Raw genomic sequence first — 19,924 nt, 5'->3', positions numbered from 1 at the left:
TAAATGATGTCTATGATTGAAGTTTTAGACTTCATATATTTAATAAATTAACTAAGATGCAAATCTTAGCAGAAAAAGCTTTGAAAAGATGGACTATCCATGTGAGGTGTGGTAAATGAGTATTGATGAAAAGATGTATAGAACAAATGGTTTTAGAATTTTGGGTTTGGATATTGACAGCAGTAATGCAAGTATAGAAAATAGTATTGTCAAAATAGAATTTTACAGGTCTACAAATAATTTTAAGGATTATGAACCGTTAGAAGGTGTTTTTGATAAGTCTGAAACGGTTCTTTTATTACCTGCTCGACCGGAACCTTCATACAATGAATATCAAAATGCTAAAAATAGGTTGTATGATGTTGAAAGAAGATTTATGGATGAACTATTTTGGTTTTGGCCTCAAACACCTGCCAATAGATTAGATGAAGAAATAGTTGAATATTTAAAAGAAGACAGGTGTGAAAAAGCCATTAAATATTGGGAGGATAGATCCAATACGAATCCTATCAACATAGTTGCAATCCATAATTTGGCTGTCTTATATCATATGATGGCATTGGAAGGTTTTTATAACGGTATAGGAGATAAGAATTTATTTGATGATTTGGAATTATCTTTTAAGTATTGGTTTGAATTACTTGGTTTGGATACTTTTAAAGATTATGTTAAAGAAAGAGCATGTTCCATTAATGATCCTCGTTTGAATGAAGAGTTTATAGATGAAGTGTTTGACAAGTTACCCGAAGACTTATTGAATATAAATTATATCTATATTAAAAAATATTTAAATTTGGAAAAAATGGGTAAAAGAAAGCAGAAGTATCTTTATAGACATATTGATTGCATTAAGAATTCCCCATTTGACAAGGCCGTTATAGGTAGATTTTCCTCTAAGATTATTGATGAAATCGAGAAAACAATAAAGGAAAGTGAAGAAACAAGCCAAGAAGGTATTACTTTCTTCTCAGATGAACAAATAAAGCATAATAGAATATTTAAACATTATGAAAAGATTTTACCTTATTTAAAAATCTTACAACAATCATTTGAGGATGATGTAATATCCGAGAGTGTAATAAATGACTCCTGTGATTTCATTTATTATAAAATTCCAACGGCAAGCAACATATCATCCATGAAATCATCTGATGAAGAGAAGTATTCTAAATTTATCGAAATACTTGAAAGTTTAGAGGAATACGTGACAAATAGGAAGTTATTAGAAAAGATTCAATCGGATCTTTCTGATTTAAAACCTTTGGAAGCAGTTGAACATGACATTGATTTCAGTGTTTGTGATTGTGATGGAAATGCCTTAAGTGATGTGAATGTAAGCATTACCCATATCGATGCACATATAACATACACTACCTCAACCGACTCCTCAGGAACCTGCAAAATCAGCAAGTTACCTCCGGGAAAATACCAGTACCGTATTGAAAAAAAGGGATATGATTCCGATGACGGAACAAAAGATGTTCAAGAGGATTCAAATCTAACCATTAGACTCAGAAAAGAAAAACCTAAAATAAAGGAGTATTCACTCGATATTAACATTAATGATATAAACGGCAATACATTAAGTGATGTGAATGTAAGCATAAGCAATATCTACACAGATAAAACATACACTTGCACAACTGATTCATCCGGATTTTGCAAGATAAAACTACCCATAGGCAAATATAACTATAAAGTTCAAAAAAACGGATACTATTCAAATAAGGGGACAATAGATGTTCAAGAGGAGTCAAACCTAAATCTCAGACTTAAAAAAAAATTTCTATTTCGTCGTTTAAGAATGAAGTAACCGGATTAACATACAGTAAGAAATTATACATTTTAGTTGTAGCTATTATTCTAGCATCTTTAGCATATTATGCTACAGCTACTTTCTAATTTAGGTGATAACATGAATAATAATCATAATCCAATGAAAGGATTGTTTAATAGAAATCAGGAAAAGAAATATCCAAAAAACACCAATAAAAACAATAAATGGAATCCTAAAACAAAACGGGTAAATCATTCTCCGAATAATAGGATACAGAATAATGGAGTAAATCGTAATGCATCAAATGTAGCTTCTCAAAGAGAATTATCCGAAGTTGAAAAGGTATATTTACAGCATATACGTGTAATAGAAAATGAAATAGCCAAACTTGTCTCTGATGTTCAATACTTGGATTCCAAGAACCCAGTTGTATCATCGGATATGAAGAAAATAATGGTTGAACTAATCACAAATGCCTGGAAAATTGGCAATATCGTTACAACCCTTAAAGAGGAAAATGAATTGACAGTCGTAAGCCAGTTACTGTCAAAGTATGAGAAAGGATACTTAAAGGATATGAATGATTCCAAAGCCGATTCAAACACGGTTAATGAATTGAAATCCGTTAAAATGTGTCAGAAGATAATTAATGACTCATTACACCAAATTAATTCAACGGTAGAATATTATAATGTTCTAATGTCAAAATTATCCGATTGGGGCTTTGAAATAAAAAATCCTATAGGTCAAAAGTATGATGTGCATTTGGATATGGATATACTTGCTTTTGAAGATTCAGATCCCAATCTGGAAGTGCCTATTATAACGGAAACCAGAAAACCGGAAATATATTTAAATGGTAATAAACTTGCCAGGGCACAGGTAATTGTTAGAAAAGCAGGTGGCAAAAGAAATACGAATAATAAAAACGGAAAAAAAAGATTATTATAGAAATAGTTGGTGAATAAAATGACAAATAACTCTGAAGAATTAAGAACAAGAAAAATAAATTATGGAATAGACTTAGGAACAACAACCTCCATCATTTCCCATTGTCAAGGTAATGATACTCCAATAATTCCAAATCTGATTAGTGGTAGAAATTATACTCCTTCTGCTGTTGCAATTGATGAAGAAGGCCATATTGATGTTGGTGAATCAGCAAAAAGACTATCATTATACGATGATTCAAACGCCTATGCAGAATTCAAAATAAATATGGGTATGGATAAGAAATATCATTTTGAAGATGCGGATATGGACATGTTACCTGAAGAATTATCTGCGGAAGTCTTAAAGGAATTAAAAAATTCCGTTTTAGATCAGATAGGCCGGGAAATAACCTCCGCGGTTATTACAGTTCCTGCAGATTTTGGATTGATTAAAGTCAATGCAACAAGAAAAGCGGCCGAACTGGCAGGTTTTAAATATACTCCAATAATAATGGAACCTGTAGCGGCTGCCTATGCATACTCCAATTATTTGAAAGATGATGGAACATGGATGATATATGATTTAGGTGGAGGTACATTTGACGTATCTATCGTAAAGTTAGAAAATGACGAATTTAAAAATTTATCACACTCCGGTGATGAACGTCTTGGTGGAAATTTAATAGATTGGGATATCGTAGAAAAGATTTTCGCCAAAAAGATACGTGACGACTTAGGCCTTGAAGATTTATATAGAAAAGAATCCAAATACAAAAGAGTATTTGCAAAACTTAAGGGTGCTGCCGAAGAGGGTAAAAAATATCTGTCTAATTCAGATAAGGCAAAGATATTCGTAGAAAACCTATTAGTTCATGATGATGAAAATTATGACTTTAAGTATACTTTAACTAGGGATGAACTTGAAAAAATCATGATTCCATACCTCAAAAGAACAATAAACCACTGTAATGATGCATTAAAAAAGGCAAGATTAACGGCAGATAAAATTGATTACATTATACTGGTAGGTGGTTCAACCCTTAGTCCGGTAATAAGGGAAACGATTGAGGAAACCTTTAACATTCCTTTAAAATATGATATTGACCCAATAACTGTTGTTGCAAAAGGTGCGGCATTATATGCTGGAAGCATGATTGACCCTGTACTTGACATCAAAACGGATAATTTCGGACTTGAATTGAATTATAAGGGTATTGGACCAATAAATGAGAATTTAATAGTTAGGGGAAAAGTATTGTCAAATAAAGTAGAAACATTTGAAGGCTTTGAAATTGAATCAATCAATGTAAAGACAAAAAGAAGCACGGGTAAGATATCAGTTCAAGATGACGGATCATTCGTATTTAAATTACATCCTGAAGATGAAATAAATAAGTATTCAATAAAGGTATATGATTCAACAGGTGCCTTGGTTGAAATTGATGAGGATTCAGCCAATTCAATTGAATACAAAATGGGTCATGACCAAATTATTATCTTACCTCATACATTAGGTTTAGGATTGGCCGATGACAGCTTATTTGTCTTGGCTAAAGAAGGTTCCGTTTTGCCATATCATACAATGGAAGTCTTTAAAACAACTAGTAAGGTTACTGCGGGTGATGAAGACAGTTATATTTCAATTCCATTATATAATGGAACTGCCAGGAGGGCTTCAAACAATTTATTGGTCGGTGAATTATTAATCGGTGGAGAAAAAGTTAAAAATTCCATCCCAAAACATAGTGAAATAACCATTACCGTTGATATTGACAGATCACGTGATATGAAATTTGACGTCTTTATACTGGATACCGGTGAAAGATTCGAATTTGATATCCATGAATATGATACTCTTGATGATCCGGAGATGATTAAAGATAAATTTAAGGATACCCTGAATAAATATGAAATCATTAAATCCAAATGCAATAGGATGGATGTTAATGATAAAATTGACGCATACCTCAATCAAATCGAAGAAGAAAATCTCATTGGGAATATTTCTGATTTCATAGAACGTTCTGAAAATGATGAAGATGCTATCTACCAAGCTGATAAGCTTATTAAGAAATTTAATGAGTTATTGATTAACATTGAAAGTTATTTTGGCCAAAAGGATAAAATAAGAGATATCAGATATTTCAAAAGATATGTTGAAGGCATAGTTGACGAAAAGGGAAATTATGAACATAAAGAAAAATTTGAAAGAATTTCTAATCAACTCGATGAAGCTATTGACAATAATGACTACATTAAAATAGATAGACTTGAAAATGCTTTAAGGGAAGTTAAAGATGATCTTATGGATCCATGTGAACAAAATAAAATAGCGTTAAATTCATTAATGCTCTATGGTGATTTTAATGAGGAAGATGAAGAGTTAGTAAATGAGTTGAAAGAAGAAGGACGAAAAGCCATTGCAAACAATAACTGCTCCAGAATATATGATATTGCAGTGCAACTTGATAATCTCCGAATTAAAGATGATGAGGATAACGAAGAGGATAAATTCTATGAAAATAGATTGCAAAAAAATTAACCTTCATCATTTTTCCCCTTTTTTTAAGTACATATATGTACATGAAATAATTTGAAATAATGATTTAAATAGCATTGATGTATAATAATATTTTGACGATGAATATAATTTACATCATCACGGATAAACTTCCAAATTATTAAAGGGTAATCAAACAAAACAATGAGTATAACCTTCACCTTCAATTACAAAACATATAATAAACTCATATTCAATATTCATATAAAAACAATCGTTGAAGATAACAATTTAATCATGGGGTGAATTCAATTGCCTATAACAAAAGAAAGAAAGGTACGTGATTATATCTACCATTACATTCTGTCGGTTCCAGAATATGTCAACAATCAGGAAAATGATATCGACCTAAAACTCATCACCATCCTAAAAAAGGCCATAGACATTATCAGCAACATATCCAATGATACCATTATTCATGAAGAGGAAAAGTTCATATTCGATTCGGTTAAGATTATTGCAGATTACATAACCAGCAAAGACCAAAATACATATCATCGCAATTATCTCTATGAGTTACTGTTGACGTTTTTTGAGTTCTATGAAAAGAATCTTCAATATGATCTAAATATCATAAGTAAGGATACCTTCAACAAGATATTCGATGAATACTACCATGTCCTGTTAACTCAGGAAAAAACGTTCATCTATACCATCTTGGATGAAGAGGACAAGGATTCCTTTGAGGATTTTATCTTCAATTACCTGACTGAAGAATCAGCTATTAAAATGAAAGAGGATGATGAAAACATATTAAAAATTGATGAATTTCTTGACAAACTGATGAACGATTAAAAAAAATAACCCCCTCAAAACTTTTTTTTATATCAAACCAACTGATGAATTCCCAACATCCTTCAATGTATACTATAAACACATATAATTATAGAGTTGTTAATTTAAAATCATTTCCACCTGTCTTTTTATAATTAAACAACATACCAGTTGACGAAGCGACAAAACATGAACAATATATCAAGTCAAGATGGACAAACTTCCAACAACAATAAAGAAATAATACCATAAAAAACAAATCATTACCCATGCAAAATATTAAGATTAAAAAGGAATACCTGAATCTGTTAGGTCAAACAAAAAACATAACACTGGTAATACTCATAGTGCTGGATTTATTATTCATAATCCTATCAGCAGTATCCAACTTCAGCATACATACAGAACGGCTGCTTTTAGTATTTGACTTAATAGTCTGCATTATCATATTCATAGATTTGATATATGGCTATAAGACAAGCAATAAGGGATTACATGAATATTTCATAACGGACAAAAACATCATTACACTAATTAGCATAATGCCATTGGATTTGATATTCTTCCGTTACTTCATGATATTCAGGTTATTCAGATTCTTAAGAATAATAAAAGTAGTACGTGTATGGCATCTTAAGGATAACGGCATTATACGATTCTTTGTCAGTCATCAAGTGTTTAATATATTGTTTATCCTATTCATAGTGTACACTGCATTATCCAGCATTTTGTTATTGTTCTTTGACCCTTCAGTTTCTAGCCTAGGCGATGGAATCTGGTTTACACTAATAACATCCACAACGGTAGGATATGGAGATATAACACCCACAAGTACAATCGGACGTGCAATCACCATAATAACCATAATTGTAGGAGTAATGTTCGTATCAGTATTCACCGCATACTTATCAAGCATCTACGATCGACAATCATTTAATATAACTAAAGAACAAATAGAAGAGGCTGCACTAAAAAATGAGGAAGAAATAAAAGACCTTAAAAATCAGATAAACCGGTTAGAAGAAAAAATAGATAAATTAATAGAAAAGAATGAATAATACATAAAATGCATTTATCTTCCAACATTCTTTTTTTTTGCTTAGGAGTGAAACATTATACTATGCCGTGAATATACAGGCAGTTTTTGGAAAATTGTAAGCAGATAAGTTATTTGATATGATATTGGAAAAGGAATTCATAACTGATAATCTATCACCGGAAAATTTTCAGGCATTATCCATAGATTTACCATCCTCCAGCTTAAGGACATACTAAGAAAACAAAATCTGAAAGTATCAGGAAATAAACAGGAACATATAGATAGAACAATTCAAAATGTTAACTTGGATGATATGGACATAGCAGATTATATTGATGATGAATATAATTACATTATATCCGATAAAGGCTTAGATTATTATAGGAAAAATGAATATAAATTAATCCATTATAATGTGTTATCAGGAGATAATCTTGATGAGCATGAAGAGTATTCTCGGAAAATAAGGACAGGCCATTATCATAATATACCCTTCCGTCGAGAAGTCATTGGAAAATGAGATAAAGATATTCTCATACAACCTGAATCAGGGAAGGTATGTCTCATCAAAATTGCATTCAAGAAATATCAGCAACCTTAGAAAAATATACAGGGAAAAAAGTGACGGCTATGAAGAATACCTGCAGGAAATCTATGAAAAAACCACCTATCCGAAGGAATTTAGCTATGAAGAAGTGTTGTTGTTACTTGAGGAGGTATTCAAGGGTTCAACTATGGAATCAATAAAGAAAATAATAAAAGACATGAAAAACAAGGATACTTCTAAAAAAAATGAAAGAAAGAGTAAATTGGATGATTATGCATAAGCATTATTTTCCAATTAATTTTTTTATTCTTATTAAGATTGAATTCATATTAAAAGAAATTCTTTGTAAATTTATCCATATTTAAAGTATATTGAACCGTAAGAAACATCATTCGGTTTGTTGTCCTCGAATTTACAGGTGTCCAATTCATAAGTACTACCGCTAGACCATATTGCCCCGCCATTTTTGCCAGCACTATTTTTTTCCAGTAACGTGTCATTAATTCTTATTTCTTCTTCGTGACAGTTACTTATTGCTCCTCCCCACCGGGGTGTGCTGTTTTTTTTAAATATTGACTCTTCTATATTTACTTCACCATTGTTAAATATTGCTCCACCAAGTTAATCTGAAATATTATTGCCTATATAACAATTATTGAGGGTTAACTTGGCACGATATTCATTTTCCAAGGGTTCTGCACCTGAAACCATACGTGAAAGATGATAGGTATAACCGGCATAGGAATTATTTTTTATCACACCTCTGTTTTGGGCATATTTTCTTTGCAAATCAGCATGTAATAATGTTATTGTTCCATCACAGTATGTATATATTATTCGAAGATTATCAAGATATTAAAAAGCAAGGATAATCTTAGTTATAACAGGGCAAATGTCTTTGGTGGGATATGTATTATGTTATTTTCTTTTTCAATTTCTTGTGTCTTGTTTGATATGAGTATGCCATATTCGGATTTATAGTATTTGATGGCTTCGGTTAATTGTTTGTTGTCTTTTTTTCCTCTTCCTACTTCTATGGGTATTGTTTGTATAAATTCATTATGTAATATGAAGTCCACATTACCTTTTTTGTTGGAGTCATAATATAATGCATATCCTTTGTCGTGTGTGGTGAATTGATATAAGTTACTTGCTACAAAGTTTTCTAGTAATATGCCTTCATATTGTGCTTTGTTTTTACTTGTATTTCCTATTGTATTTATCAATGCATTTTTTAGGCTGCTTGTTGCAAAATAGTATTTCCATGATTTTCGTGTTCTTTTTGATGAGGTTCCAAAGGGTTCAATGTGGAATATTATTTGTGTTTTTTCAAGGGTTTCCAGTATCATTTTGACATTTGCGATTGAAGTATGTATATATTTGGATATTTTATCCATGGATGTTTCATTTGAATTTGTCAGGGCCAGATATCTGATAATCCTATTTGCATTTGTTTGATTTTCTCTTGACATGCTTTTAATTTTTTCCATATCGGTATTTATCACTTTTTCTATTATTTCAACTAGATTATCCCTTATTTCGAGGGGTTCTGTTTCATTATAGTTTACTGGATATCCTCCATGTAATATGTAGTCTTCCCAGTCTTTTTCCATGTAGTGTATATTATTTATCAGAGTAGTTTTTATTTCAATTTCCTTATCTTTTGTTTCTTCTATGCACCCCTTTTCCAGTAAGTTTTTGAGTTGCTTGAATCTTGTATCTAATTGTATGTTGTATCTTAACTTTAGGTGATGGGGGTAAGTTAATGGAGGTATTGGTATTTTTTTATATCTTCTTTTTGCATCTGGATTATATTCCAGGTCTAATGCTGATGAACCCGTGAATATCATGAATATGTTTTCTGTTTTATCGAATATTATTTTTCCTATTTGAGCCCAGTTTTTATCGTATTGTGCCTCATCAATTAATATGAATATTTTTTTGTTAAGCATTCGAGGGGTGGTGTTATGATGGTTTTTTAGGTATAATTCAATTATTTCTCTGAGATTACATTCGAGTACATTGTTTATGTCATCACATGATATGTATAATATTTGGTTTAGCGGTACGTTTTTTTCTTTGAATAGATATTCGTATATTTGGTATAGTATTGTTGTTTTTCCTACTCCTCTTATTCCCGGTAATACTAGGAATCGTTTATGTATTTCCGTGTCATCTAGGTAGTTGTCTATTTTTTCTTTAATGTCAAAATATTCATTACGGTATTCGTATTTGATATTTTTTTTGGACGTGTTTTTATTGATTGTTGTTGGTATTTCAGTTAGGTATTCTGTGATAATATTGGATAGGATGTCCTCTTTATTTAACATTTTAATCACCCATATTTAGATAAATCATTTATTTGAATAAAAATAATTAAATATTATTTTGATATTACCGGTACTTTTTTTATATTTTATATTCATTCCTAGAATTACATATGTATTGTATATAATTATTTATTGATTTTTTATATATAAATTTTTTTATTCAATTATTTGAATAAATATAAGTATTTTTTGTTCAAATATTTAAATAAAATAGGGGGTGAGTGTGCTGAAAGACAATTGACTCTAAAGAGAAGGACATATGGATTTCAAAAAGAAGAATGTTCCATATCATTTCCACTACATAAAACAGAATCTAGCACATGTTTACATATTTTATAATATTTACTTAATTGTTTGTAAGGGGTATTTCATCGTAATTTATATGTTTTATTAAATTTGGTAAGATATACTCTATTCGTTCTAGGAATTTCCTGATTTTATCCGGTATTTGTTGTCTTGATAAATTTGCTGAATCCAATGTTTGAGTGCCTTTGTTCTTGGATTTTAAGGTTAATTTTAATATTTCAACAAAGCAGAGAATTGATGAAAATAATAAATAAAATAAATACTTTTAATGATAATTTAACAAGACACAATATGTGTGACATTCTGAAGGCTCCAATGGAGTAAAGACTATGTCAAAGGAGAAAGAGATATGTATATATATTCATAAAAAGTAAGGAATAAAAAAAGGATTATTCTATTCTGATGGATAATTATAATAATCCAAATCAGGGCTACGTTGAAGTTTTCCCTGACCGGTTTGGGTATATATTTTTCCGGTTTTCTTGTTTCTGTATATGGCTTCCCCTACTCCTTCATATTCACCACTATCTTCCGGATTATCTGTTGTGTATACCGTGTTACCATCTGATTTTTTCTGCGAATTGCTTGTTTTTTGGGTTGTTTTCTTCGTCTGTGTTGTAGTACTGGTTGTGTTGTTAGTGGTGGTATTATTTGTATCATTTAGAGTTATATTGGTGTCATTTGTCGTATTGTTCGTGGTGTTGTTTGTATTGTTCTGTTGTATTGAATAAACCGTAAATAACAGCAATACAGCTACTAATCCAGCTATAATCAATATTTTTGGCATTGTTCTCATTAGTTATACCTCCCGTTTGTAATATTGATATTTATTAATGTAATTCACAGTTATTATAAAGTTTTCCCATTATCCAATAGGCTTGAATGATTGAAACAACCAAAAATATAGCCATCTAACCACAATAGTTAATCAATTTTCCAACGATACCACGACAGTAATAAGAATATTTTATATATAGTTAAAGCAATATATCCTATAACATAGGTGGTAATATGAAAAAATTATTAATGATATTAGCAATAGCTCTTGCAGTTCTTGTTTCATTTAGTGCTGTAAGTGCCGATGATGAATGGAGCTTTAACTGGTCTTCCAGTTCAAGTTCCAATACTGATGGTGGACAGTTAAATGTTGTTAACAATGAAGTGAACATTCAAGGCTTCAAATTTGTTATTCCTGACGGATACACCCATAATGAAAGTGCAGATGAAATTGGTAAAGAAGCCGGAGAAAACTTCCCTGATTGTAAAAAAAGTACCGTAATATTTGATAATGGTAATGATTCAATCATTATTAAAGTTGTCTATGGTGCTGATTTTAATAGTGATACTTACACCCCTTCAAATTCAAGCGTAGAAAAACAAATCGAAAATCAGAAAGGATTTTTCAAAGAAAACGATGAAGGAGTTACATTTGACTATTGTAAAGATGGTAAATTAGTTGAAATTAATGCACCTAATCCGGAAACATTAAATTCCGTACTACAATCAGCAAAATAAGTTTTATTGGAAAATACTTTTTTCCAAACTATTTTTTTTAAATTATCATTCAATTATCCTTTTTAAAAACGTTAGATTATTATTTTTTTTTTTGAAATTACAATTTATTGAAAACGAAGCTGTAAATTTTCATAGGCTTATCTTATCTTTTTCTTTTTTATCAGTCAAATCAAACATTTGGTAATATAAATAGCTTCATATTCCATTTCTAGTTTTGTAACGTTTTTTATTATTTTTGGATCTGTATTTCTATAGTAGTTGTCTAATTTGTTGGATGTTTTTTCTATTTCTTCATTTTGTAAACTTATTTCCTCTTGTATATCGTTTTAATTTGGTATATCATGTTCTTCTTAAGTGTATTATGCATAATTATTGTTTTATGTTTAAATCATCAAATATATTTCCATACATAGGATATAAATCAGTTGTTATTGCTATTAGTGGTTTATTATCTAATGATTCTTTGATAAATTGTTTTATAATATTTGGTGATCTGTTTCGGACGATTTTTTCACTTATTGGAATCTCATTAATCGAATCATAAATCGTTGATCTGTAATGTCTTTTACCGTTTAAACGTGAAAATTTAATTATAAAATTCAATAGAAAACTTAATCTAAAATATATGTCTGATTATGTAAATTACGAGTTTAAATTAAGAAAAAAAATTAGAAACTTGTAAAAAAGTTTTCGCAAAAAAAGCCTATACAATTTTACAATATCAAAAAAAGTAAATTGGGGATTATAGATCTATTCTTCTTTGTGTCATACTGGTTATGAGAATATAATCTTTCATTTGATTCACCTGATAATCATTCAAATCAAGTTTTCGTTTCAAATCATCCAATGAATTAATCATTTCACCATTATTTCTAAGTTCAACTATCTTTTCTGCCTTTTGAATGTCCATTGCCGGAAGAAGTGCAATTTCATCAACTGTGGCTGTATTAATGTTTACTATTGGAATGTTGTCTGGAGTATTGTTTAATGTATTCTGATTGTCGTTGTCAAAGTTTATCTGATTATCCCTTGAAAAAGCCGCGTTTTTACTTGGATTTTCCATGGGGGGATTGTTGCAATTGTTTGATTTCATGATGATTTCATATTCATCAGTCAAGGGGTTGCTCTTAATATCAGGGTTTTGGTTGTTGTAGTTGGGACTATTATTGTATTGCACATTACCCGTCATGTCATAGGACTGATTTGGATTGTTATAACTTGTTTGATGGTTGTTTTGATTAATCTGCCCTGAATTATACATGTCAATGTTTTTGTTTTTCATGTATTTCAAGTAATTGTTGGCTATAAAGAATGTCCTGACGATACATACAACCCATGTTAACAGGTATATTCCGCTTAAGGTAACACCGAATGATGAATTCGGATCTATCATTATCAGTAATATTAATGATGTTGGAAACAACTGGTAAATTATTCCCTCTATCAGCCAATTTCTATTGTTTGCCTTATGGCCGGCATATATTATACCAACACCATTTAACAGGAATATGAATGAGAATACGACCCAGAACAAATTCATAATCTTCCATGTTATTGAATATTCTTCCATTTAATATCTCCTTTTGATTGATTTTTGATACTATTTTTGTGTAACTGTCATGTCTGAGTATATAAACATGGATTATCTGTAATTTAGCAAAACTTCCTTTTCTGTATCCTCGTAATACTCTTTTTCTTTTTCTTTTTCTTCATTTTCAATGTAAGCCGTGTTTTGTTGGCTATTATAGTTCACGGTGTTGTTGGCATATTCTGTGTTTTCACCAGTGCCCTTTTGAATATTTTCATTATCCACAGTATTTTCATAGCTTCCAGTGTCAACAGCAAACAGTTCATTTCTATGCTTATATAACAGATATGCTAATGCTACAAATCCTATGATTATGATGATGCTTCCATCCAATACGATTGCATCGGGTGATTGTGTCGGCATCATAAAATTAAATTCATTTAATATGTTCACTTTAATCAACTCAATATTCCTACTTTTTCTTTTTAATCTTTATAGTGAAGTTTGTACAATCAGCACTAACAGATTATAAATCATATGTACTAGAATGCTTAATAATATATTTTTAGTCTTCAGATATGGATACAACGTGAAAAATGTTCCAAATCCCATTACAAAAATACAAAATAATATTTTTCCATAAGTGTTTGCATGCATCAATCCGAATATTAATAGGCTGATAAATACCGCAACCATAATTGACATCTTACGGTCTTTTGTGAATCTGTACATCAGGTATAACATTATTAAAAATATTATCACTCTGAATAACTCTTCGGATATGATTTGAAATAGTGATGCAATAAAGGCAAGTGCCGTAATTGAACTGTATTCTCCAAAGCTTTGTGTAGTATGGGTTATATCAAATGGTATGACCGTGTTTATGATACTTTGTATGATTACTATCAAAAGCAGTAAAAACAAATCACCCAGCACACACAATACTACCAGTTTAAGATCACTTAATCTGGGCCTTTTAAACAAACTGCCTAATTTACCTCCTGTCGCAATAATAAATGGTATCATCATGGCTAGAAATAATATTAACTCTTCCTGGGGAGATTTGAATTTAACCGGGCCAAACAACAGTATAATAAATAAGATTACACTAAATAACATTATCAGTCCGGTTTTTTTAGAAAAAATTTCCTTATTCTTGTAATATGGAAAATCATACTTCTTATCTTCAAACTCAAAATATTGACTTTGGTTCATAAAATCATCCTTCGTTAAATTTTTTGGATATTAAAGTCAGACTTTAACTTTTTATTAATATATATAAAAATACTCATTTAATAAAGTTCCCATTTAATCCTTTGAATTTACAATTAATATGATATAATCTATCAATTCGTAAAAAATCATTATTAAAACCATACTACGTAATTAAAAATAAAAGGACAAAAAATCACTAAAAAAAGGAAAACATGGGGGTTATTGGGGGTTTGGCCCTATTTGATACTCATCATACCTGATTTATGGGTGCCGGAGTATTTGTCATCACCTTCATAAATTACTTCAACATGTTTTGAATCATCACTTGTAGGTGTGTACTCGATTGAATATTCACCATGACTGTCAGTATGCACTATCGCTTCCTTGTCGTCAATTTTAATTTTTATAACTGCATTGGCTATAGGTGTATTGTTTTCATCAACCAATGTTCCGTTAATTTTTGTAGGCTCGTTTTCGGTTATGTTGTTTTCTATTTTCACATCCAGTTTTGTATCTGATTTGTCATCACTTGTTTTGGTGTCATTAGATGTATCCGTATCATTAAGGGATTGTGTGGTGTTATTTTCAGCGTGATGATGGTTATCATTGTTCCTATCGTCTGTCGTATTGTTGTGTGTATTGTTTGTGGGAGTGTTGTTTTTATCGTGGTTGTCTGTTGTATTATTGTTGTCGTCGGCGGTATTGTTTTTGTTGTCATCAGGATGCAGGCTGTTTGTTGTATTATTCGTGGTTGTAGTGTTGTTGGTTGATTTATTGTGGTTATCGTCTGTGGTGTTGTCATTATCGCTGATATTGTTTATTGTATGGTTGCTTCTTAAATTGCCATGGTTTGTGGTGTTGTTTGTACTGTCATTGCCGTCGTTTGTAAGGTTATTGTTTTGTTTATTTCTATTTCCAAATATCCAACTTAAAATTGAATTATGCGTATCATGGTTGTCGTGATCATCATCTGATTTGTTTTTTGTATCGTTGTCTGTGTTGTTTTTGGATATGGTGTGATTGCTGGTGGTGTTGTTTGTATCATTGTTGTCATTTGTGGTGTTGTTTACAACTTCAAAGAATGTGTTGTTGTAACAGCCGTGATAATTTGCATTTTCTTCAAATACGACACTAACGTTCTGGCTGCCATTTTCGGTATCGTTATACTCCAAGGTGTAGCTTCCGTCATGTTTTGTTTTTATATTGAACTCATTGTTTGCTATTTTGACTATAACCTCACAGTTATATAGTGGATTTTCTGATTCATCAAGCAGATAACCTTTGATGATGGTACTTTCACCACTTTTTACGGGACTTTTGGCTGTAACATTTATGTTTGTATTTATTTTTGATGGTGTTTGAACTATCTCGGGGGTGTTGTTTACATCCGTTACGTAGTCTGTAGTATTATTGTCGTAGGGTATGATGGTGCTGTCATTGTTGTATGGCAGTACTGATGATACTGCAAAGATTGCCAGTAAGATTAAACAGCATACACCAATAATTTTCTTTTCTGTTGATAGGTTTTTAATATCATCAAAAAGTCCTTCATTTTTATCATATGTTCTATTTGTTGATTTATTTCTTTCAGTTGGATATCGTGGAGCAGGTTCTAATTCCTTTCCACATTTATCACATCTTTTATTTATATTTGGGTTTATATGACCACAATTATCACATATCATTTGCTTCCTCCGTAAATATGCTTGTGGATTGTATTGTATTATTTGAGTATTTCTTAATATTGTTGTACTAGTATTTAAATGTGAGTATATTTTTACGGATATTATAAATATCAAAGTTGGAATTATTTTTCAAATAATCCCATTAAATCAAAAGAATTATTATTAACTAAAAACATAGTATTATTATTGAATAATTAAACATTAACTGTAATAATATCATTGAAAACAAAACTGTGTGGTAACTAGATGAATCAAATAGTATATGAAGTAGTAGTATTTCTACATCTGATGGGATATCATGATACAAAACTAAAACTATTAACAAATATGTATCAGAATAAATTAGAAATAGAAAATGAAGCCATCATACAAATAATAAATGATGTAATTTCTGATTTGGAAAAAAGAAACACTCATAAATCAATAATTGCAAATTTACATAATTATATTGATATTATTAATAATGAAAGCCAATACTAACCAATTTTTTTAATTATTTGGCTAAATTTCTTTAAAAAAAGTGGAATGTTTGAGTAAAAAACTTTTTTCACTCATCTATTTCAAGTCAAAGGTTTTTTCATAGAATGCATCTACGGCATAAGTTCCATTGGCTAATTTCTGTTCTGGAGTTAGCTTCTGTTTGAATATACTTATCTTTACTTTTTTTGGCGTTGAATTTCCGGCGTTTTCTTCCATAGTAATGTTCTCATACATCGGAATACCGCCTATGGTTATATTTTCAAGGACTGTGCTGGATTTTCCTATAAACTGATCATCACTTGTATAATACGCTGATTCACAATCCAAAACTTTAAAGTTACCTCCGGCTGCTAATGAATAATTCAACTCGTAACTGGTCTTGTCATCGACTGTCTTGGTAATTACCTGTGGATTCAAAACGTCAACGCCGGCATTGTTATAGACTACTGTAAATGTAAATATTATCAATAGTAATGCCGTAATGAAGATTACAAATGCATGTTTATTGTTCATAAATTCACACCCATTAATTTGATTTTAAGAATACTAATAATTAAATAGTACATATTCTAATTATAATATTGTAGTTACTTATTTAAAAAAATTGTTAAATAGAATTAGGATAATATTAAAATATAATGATAAAATTCTAGAAATATAGGTGATGATGTTGTGGACAGAGAACTTATATGATATAAGAAGTGATGTAAATTACATGGTTAAACTTATTGAGGACATGAGAGTGGATCTTAAGGATTTTTACAATTTGGAATTGGAAAATCTTTCCAACAAATCCAGTATATCTTCAAATATTGCCTCAATTGAATCAAATATCAATGAACTTTCCGAAAATATTGTTGATTCGGGAAATGATGCATCTAATGATGATGTTATTGATGCTATTGACAGATTGGGCACATCCGTGGATAATCTTGATTCAAAAATTGAAAGGAATAATGAACTGTTAAGTGAATTGATAAGGGTAATGAAAGAAAAAGCTTAGATAAACACAAGGTTTATCGCTTTATTTCAGTGGCTATTCGATAAAAACTGCTTTTTTACTATTTTTTTTTATTTTTCATAAAATTAATGTTTCTTGTTTTATTAAGGTTTTTAGGCTAAACGTTAAAAATAATCTTATTTTATGGATGGGGGCTGTTTTTAAGTGGGAATTATAATTGATATGTTTTTAAAAAAAGTTTTCAATAAAAAAAAAATTAAGGTTGGTTAATTGTTTAAATTAACTAGTATGGAAGACCATTATTGTATTTATCGATCATATCCATGGTTTTTATCAGTGAATAAATCCATAATATGAATGCTGCCAATAGGAATATGGCTCCTATTAAAATGATTAAGAGTATCCATCCTAAAAATGAAAGTACGAAATAGGCTACAAATATCATTACTCCCTCTTTCCATTTGTCTACGTATCCATAGCCTAGCCCTGGAATAAAGAAATTCAACAGAAATCCCACAAGTTTGCTTTTTTGGTTTATAGGTACGTTTGCCTGGTTATATCCCTGATTATTGAATCCCTGATTATCATATGGTTTTTGTATTTGGGTATTTGTTTGAACGGGCATGTTTGTCTGCTGATTATTAGGTATTGGTGTGTTGTCCTGTAAATTTGATGGATTGTTCCGTAGGGGAGTGTAATCATTCATTACTGGATTGTTTGCATTTTGAAGATTTCCGTTATCCTCTTTCAGATTATTCTGGAAATTTTCATTGTCAATTTGATTGTTGAATGTTATTTTTTCATCGTTTGGATTTTGGTAGTAGTTTTGATTATCAATATTGGTTAATGGCTGACCACAGGCGATACAGAATTTTCCTTCCTGTGAATCAAAGCCACATTTTGGACATTTAACCATTGTTTTCACCTTTTTTATATTTATTTGATTTAGAAAATTTTTTTCAAGATTTTAGTGGTTATATCTTTATTATTTTATGGATTTTGTCAATTAATCATAGATATTTTTTTAGAATTACTATTTTTAATTCTCTAGAATTATTATGTCTTGGAGATATATATACTTTTTTAATATTTAGAATAAATTATATAATGGAGTTTAGTTAAAGATAAGTATAATGGAAGATGGTGATTATGAATAAGGATGATAGAAGTGATTTAAACCCATTTACCGGTAAAAGGCATTATGATACAATAGATGATGATGAATTTCTTGAAGAGTGTTATAATGCTTATTATTCCGAATTAAACCAGTATGAACTTCTTGATAATACCCAAACAGGTCGAATGGTATTTGATATCACGGTTTCATTGATACGTGCCGTGGAAGATTATCTTCAGAAGATAAATCGTATGGATTATGTGATTGACTACTATGACTGGGAGGTACACCTGGTAAATAGTAGCATAGCCAATGCATGCTGTTATCCCGGTGGTAAGATAGTGGTCTATGCGGGTATACTTGAATATATGCAATATCCTGAGGAATTGGCCTTTGTATTGTCACATGAAATTTCACATGCACTTCTTGATCATTCACGTACAAGAGCCAGTGTGGAGCAGACAAAAAACTCCTTGTCCTCAGCTTCATGGATGGGCAGTATAGCGTTGGATATGTTGGGCTTTGGTGCTGCAGGAGATTTGGTAAGAGCCGGTGTAAATGTAGCTAATGCCACTTCACATTATCTCTTGACTCAGCCGTGGGGTCGTGATAATGAATTGGAGGCAGATAAGCTGGGCTTGATAATAGCCTATCTTGCAGGTTTTGATGTCAGTGGCGTTCCAGTATTCTGGCAGAGATTTGCACAGGATAATGCCAATGAATTTGATTTTTTCTCAACACATCCTGCCGATGAAAAAAGAATAGCCGTTATGAGGGAATCGCTAATGGATATGTATAACAGGCCGGACTTCTTTTCACAGCCATTGCTTCCCGAAACGCCCAAGGCGAAGGATGAATATATGACAAAAAATATTGAAAGAAATATTCAAGGCTATAATGATTCACAAGTTCGAGGACATAATGAATTTCAGGCTCAGGGATATAACCATTCTCAGAATCAGTCTAATTCCAACGTTACAACGCATACTTTTCAAGCACATTATAAGTGTCCGGGATGTGATAATCCGATAGCTGTAGGTGATGAATTCTGTAATAGTTGTGGATTGAATTTAAAACAGTTACATTGTCCAAACTGTGGAAAGCATGTCTTTTTAACGGATAAGTATTGTATGCATTGTGGAAATAAATTATAGCCAT

The 19,924-nt window shown here is 30.8% G+C and carries 22 protein-coding genes; 11 read left to right on the top strand and 11 right to left on the bottom strand.

Going from position 1 to position 19,924, the window contains the following annotated elements:
• The first annotated feature begins 115 nt into the window (after nt 1-115).
• The 7 genes from AW729_RS00660 (at nt 116) to AW729_RS00630 (ending at nt 7,909) form a co-directional block, all read left to right on the top strand.
• Nucleotides 116-1,813, top strand: coding sequence for a carboxypeptidase-like regulatory domain-containing protein (locus AW729_RS00660; RefSeq protein WP_112123261.1), 1,698 nt, complete (start codon nt 116-118; stop codon nt 1,811-1,813).
• Nucleotides 1,814-1,915: 102 nt separating this feature from the next.
• Entirely contained in the window at nt 1,916-2,728 is an 813-nt protein-coding gene (locus AW729_RS00655) for a hypothetical protein (protein ID WP_112123260.1), read from the top strand.
• An 18-nt stretch (nt 2,729-2,746) separates the two neighbouring features.
• Entirely contained in the window at nt 2,747-5,251 is a 2,505-nt protein-coding gene (locus AW729_RS00650; protein ID WP_112123259.1) for an Hsp70 family protein, read from the top strand.
• A 270-nt stretch (nt 5,252-5,521) separates the two neighbouring features.
• On the top strand, nt 5,522-6,064 hold the full coding sequence (locus AW729_RS00645) for a hypothetical protein (RefSeq protein WP_112123258.1): 543 nt from the start codon (nt 5,522-5,524) through the stop codon (nt 6,062-6,064).
• Between the two features lie 248 nt (nt 6,065-6,312).
• On the top strand, nt 6,313-7,101 hold the full coding sequence (locus AW729_RS00640; RefSeq protein ID WP_112123257.1) for a potassium channel family protein: 789 nt from the start codon (nt 6,313-6,315) through the stop codon (nt 7,099-7,101).
• A 285-nt stretch (nt 7,102-7,386) separates the two neighbouring features.
• Nucleotides 7,387-7,602 (top strand): hypothetical protein, encoded by a 216-nt coding sequence (locus AW729_RS00635; protein WP_162685692.1) that lies wholly within the window; start codon nt 7,387-7,389, stop codon nt 7,600-7,602.
• Complete coding sequence (locus tag AW729_RS00630) at nt 7,592-7,909, top strand: hypothetical protein (RefSeq protein ID WP_112123255.1); 318 nt, start codon at nt 7,592-7,594, stop codon at nt 7,907-7,909. Before AW729_RS00635 ends, AW729_RS00630 begins: the two co-directional genes overlap by 11 nt.
• Before the next feature lie 71 nt (nt 7,910-7,980).
• Here the strand turns inward: AW729_RS00630 and AW729_RS11725 are convergent, their stop codons facing one another.
• From AW729_RS11725 to AW729_RS00615, 4 genes are all read right to left on the bottom strand, one after another.
• Complete coding sequence (locus AW729_RS11725; RefSeq protein WP_394339574.1) at nt 7,981-8,214, bottom strand: hypothetical protein; 234 nt, start codon at nt 8,212-8,214, stop codon at nt 7,981-7,983.
• A gap of 36 nt (nt 8,215-8,250) precedes the next feature.
• A complete protein-coding gene (locus AW729_RS11095; RefSeq protein ID WP_162685691.1) occupies nt 8,251-8,418 on the bottom strand; it encodes a hypothetical protein in 168 nt (55 codons plus the stop codon).
• 89 nt (nt 8,419-8,507) lie between these two features.
• Nucleotides 8,508-9,959: an ATP-binding protein gene (locus AW729_RS00620; protein WP_112123254.1), complete on the bottom strand. Its 1,452-nt coding sequence runs from the start codon at nt 9,957-9,959 to the stop codon at nt 8,508-8,510.
• A gap of 700 nt (nt 9,960-10,659) precedes the next feature.
• The gene (locus AW729_RS00615; protein ID WP_112123253.1) at nt 10,660-11,061 is read right to left on the bottom strand and encodes a hypothetical protein; all 402 of its coding nucleotides are present in this window, start codon (nt 11,059-11,061) and stop codon (nt 10,660-10,662) included.
• Nucleotides 11,062-11,276: 215 nt separating this feature from the next.
• On the opposite strand from AW729_RS00615, the gene AW729_RS00610 reads away from it, so the two are divergent.
• Nucleotides 11,277-11,780 (top strand): hypothetical protein, encoded by a 504-nt coding sequence (locus AW729_RS00610; protein WP_112123252.1) that lies wholly within the window; start codon nt 11,277-11,279, stop codon nt 11,778-11,780.
• Nucleotides 11,781-12,149: 369 nt separating this feature from the next.
• Here the strand turns inward: AW729_RS00610 and AW729_RS11090 are convergent, their stop codons facing one another.
• The 5 genes from AW729_RS11090 to AW729_RS00590 form a co-directional block, all read right to left on the bottom strand.
• A complete protein-coding gene (locus AW729_RS11090) occupies nt 12,150-12,383 on the bottom strand; it encodes a hypothetical protein (protein ID WP_162685690.1) in 234 nt (77 codons plus the stop codon).
• Between the two features lie 139 nt (nt 12,384-12,522).
• The gene (locus tag AW729_RS00605) at nt 12,523-13,350 is read right to left on the bottom strand and encodes a helix-hairpin-helix domain-containing protein (RefSeq protein WP_112123251.1); all 828 of its coding nucleotides are present in this window, start codon (nt 13,348-13,350) and stop codon (nt 12,523-12,525) included.
• Nucleotides 13,351-13,422: 72 nt separating this feature from the next.
• On the bottom strand, nt 13,423-13,761 hold the full coding sequence (locus AW729_RS00600) for a hypothetical protein (protein WP_112123250.1): 339 nt from the start codon (nt 13,759-13,761) through the stop codon (nt 13,423-13,425).
• Nucleotides 13,762-13,800: 39 nt separating this feature from the next.
• Entirely contained in the window at nt 13,801-14,523 is a 723-nt protein-coding gene (locus AW729_RS00595; RefSeq protein ID WP_112123249.1) for a CPBP family intramembrane glutamic endopeptidase, read from the bottom strand.
• Between the two features lie 236 nt (nt 14,524-14,759).
• Nucleotides 14,760-16,208, bottom strand: a complete 1,449-nt coding sequence (locus AW729_RS00590; RefSeq protein ID WP_112123248.1) for a hypothetical protein — start codon at nt 16,206-16,208, stop codon at nt 14,760-14,762.
• Nucleotides 16,209-16,454: 246 nt separating this feature from the next.
• Here AW729_RS00590 and AW729_RS00585 point away from each other — a divergent pair, with 246 nt between their 5' ends.
• Nucleotides 16,455-16,688: a hypothetical protein gene (locus AW729_RS00585; RefSeq protein ID WP_112123247.1), complete on the top strand. Its 234-nt coding sequence runs from the start codon at nt 16,455-16,457 to the stop codon at nt 16,686-16,688.
• Between the two features lie 75 nt (nt 16,689-16,763).
• Here the strand turns inward: AW729_RS00585 and AW729_RS00580 are convergent, their stop codons facing one another.
• Nucleotides 16,764-17,201 carry a hypothetical protein gene (locus AW729_RS00580; protein ID WP_112123246.1) on the bottom strand — a complete coding sequence of 146 codons (438 nt, stop codon included), beginning with the start codon at nt 17,199-17,201 and terminating at the stop codon, nt 16,764-16,766.
• Between the two features lie 157 nt (nt 17,202-17,358).
• Here AW729_RS00580 and AW729_RS00575 point away from each other — a divergent pair, with 157 nt between their 5' ends.
• Nucleotides 17,359-17,691, top strand: coding sequence for a hypothetical protein (locus AW729_RS00575; protein ID WP_112123245.1), 333 nt, complete (start codon nt 17,359-17,361; stop codon nt 17,689-17,691).
• 241 nt (nt 17,692-17,932) lie between these two features.
• On the opposite strand, the gene AW729_RS00570 is transcribed toward AW729_RS00575, so the two are convergent.
• Nucleotides 17,933-18,565: a zinc ribbon domain-containing protein gene (locus tag AW729_RS00570; RefSeq protein ID WP_112123244.1), complete on the bottom strand. Its 633-nt coding sequence runs from the start codon at nt 18,563-18,565 to the stop codon at nt 17,933-17,935.
• A 233-nt stretch (nt 18,566-18,798) separates the two neighbouring features.
• Between AW729_RS00570 and AW729_RS00565 the strand changes: the two genes are divergently transcribed.
• Complete coding sequence (locus tag AW729_RS00565; RefSeq protein WP_162685689.1) at nt 18,799-19,920, top strand: M48 family metallopeptidase; 1,122 nt, start codon at nt 18,799-18,801, stop codon at nt 19,918-19,920.
• Nucleotides 19,921-19,924 lie beyond the last annotated feature (4 nt).

This window comes from Methanosphaera sp. BMS (genome assembly GCF_003268005.1).
GTDB lineage: Archaea > Methanobacteriota > Methanobacteria > Methanobacteriales > Methanobacteriaceae > Methanosphaera.
This window is presented reverse-complemented; position numbering and strand designations above follow the sequence as displayed.

What these genes read in the sequence shown, in the direction of transcription:
- AW729_RS00660 (WP_112123261.1), top strand. Translation starts at nt 116, where the DNA reads ATGAGTATTGATGAAAAGATGTATAGAACAAATGGTTTTAGAATTTTG.
- AW729_RS00655 (WP_112123260.1), top strand. Translation starts at nt 1,916, where the DNA reads ATGAATAATAATCATAATCCAATGAAAGGATTGTTTAATAGAAATCAG.
- AW729_RS00650 (WP_112123259.1), top strand. Translation starts at nt 2,747, where the DNA reads ATGACAAATAACTCTGAAGAATTAAGAACAAGAAAAATAAATTATGGA.
- AW729_RS00640 (WP_112123257.1), top strand. Translation starts at nt 6,313, where the DNA reads ATGCAAAATATTAAGATTAAAAAGGAATACCTGAATCTGTTAGGTCAA.
- AW729_RS00620 (WP_112123254.1), bottom strand. Translation starts at nt 9,959, where the DNA reads ATGTTAAATAAAGAGGACATCCTATCCAATATTATCACAGAATACCTA.
- AW729_RS00615 (WP_112123253.1), bottom strand. Translation starts at nt 11,061, where the DNA reads ATGAGAACAATGCCAAAAATATTGATTATAGCTGGATTAGTAGCTGTA.
- AW729_RS00610 (WP_112123252.1), top strand. Translation starts at nt 11,277, where the DNA reads ATGAAAAAATTATTAATGATATTAGCAATAGCTCTTGCAGTTCTTGTT.
- AW729_RS00605 (WP_112123251.1), bottom strand. Translation starts at nt 13,350, where the DNA reads ATGGAAGAATATTCAATAACATGGAAGATTATGAATTTGTTCTGGGTC.
- AW729_RS00595 (WP_112123249.1), bottom strand. Translation starts at nt 14,523, where the DNA reads ATGAACCAAAGTCAATATTTTGAGTTTGAAGATAAGAAGTATGATTTT.
- AW729_RS00590 (WP_112123248.1), bottom strand. Translation starts at nt 16,208, where the DNA reads ATGATATGTGATAATTGTGGTCATATAAACCCAAATATAAATAAAAGA.
- AW729_RS00585 (WP_112123247.1), top strand. Translation starts at nt 16,455, where the DNA reads ATGAATCAAATAGTATATGAAGTAGTAGTATTTCTACATCTGATGGGA.
- AW729_RS00580 (WP_112123246.1), bottom strand. Translation starts at nt 17,201, where the DNA reads ATGAACAATAAACATGCATTTGTAATCTTCATTACGGCATTACTATTG.
- AW729_RS00570 (WP_112123244.1), bottom strand. Translation starts at nt 18,565, where the DNA reads ATGGTTAAATGTCCAAAATGTGGCTTTGATTCACAGGAAGGAAAATTC.
- AW729_RS00565 (WP_162685689.1), top strand. Translation starts at nt 18,799, where the DNA reads ATGAATAAGGATGATAGAAGTGATTTAAACCCATTTACCGGTAAAAGG.